The sequence below is a fragment of the Aminobacter sp. P4_D5 genome (genome assembly GCF_056401815.1).
Window position 1 is genome coordinate 1 of record NZ_JBFUIP010000562.1, and the last position, 807, is coordinate 807.

The window sequence follows — 807 nt, forward strand, 5'->3', positions numbered from 1 at the left end:
GAAGTACTCGCCGCACATGTGGCCCGAGGTGCCGTTGCCCGGCGTGCCGTAGTTCAGCCCGCCCGGGTCGCGCTTCGCCAGGGCGATCAGCTCCTGGACGTCAGTGGCGCGCAGGTCCGGATGGACGACGATGGCATTGGTCACGAGACTCGCCAGCGCGACGGCCGAGAGGTCCTTCACGGGATCGAATGGCAGCCGCGGGTAGAGGAACTGGTTGATGCTGGCCGTGCCGATCGTGCACATCAGCAGCGTATGGCCGTCGGCATCGCCCTTGGCCACGACCTCGACGCCCACATTGCCGCCGGCGCCCGGCCGGTTCTCGACGACGCAGGGCTGGCCGAGGGTCTGCGTGAAGCGCTCCGCGACCACCCGCGCGATGACGTCGGTGGCGCCGCCGGCGGTGAAGGGCACCACGATGCGCATGGAGCGGGTCGGCGCCCAAGGCGCTTGTGCCGACGCAAGGGCGGGCAGGAGGGCGGGCAGGGCCAAGGCGGAACGGCGCGTCAGCGACATCGGGGGCATCTCCGGGGGGATTTCCCGGCCTGATATCCTCGTTAGGTCAGCCGATCCACCGGCCGGCGGCGCATATCAGCTGGCCGTCAGGTTCGCCTTCTGCACCACCTCTGCCCATTTGCGGATCTCGGCCGCCAGGAAGGCCTCGAAGGCCGCCGGGCTGCTGCCGCCCTCGGGCGTGAGGCCCGGACCATCCGCGCCGAACTCCGCGAGCCGCGCCCGGAAGGCCGGGTTGCGGGCGATGCCGTCGATCTCCGCGCCGATCCGCTCGATCGCCGCGCGCGGCACCCGCGC

Annotated in this window: 1 protein-coding gene and 1 pseudogene; both read right to left on the reverse strand. The window is 71.6% G+C overall.

Annotated features, from left to right (window positions below):
• Positions 1–513: Bug family tripartite tricarboxylate transporter substrate binding protein (locus AC1DWF_RS33495; RefSeq protein ID WP_476842808.1), on the reverse strand; the 513-nt coding region annotated here is incomplete at its 3' end.
• Positions 514–588: 75 nt separating this feature from the next.
• Positions 589–807, reverse strand: a pseudogene (locus AC1DWF_RS33500) (hypothetical protein); the annotation flags it as partial.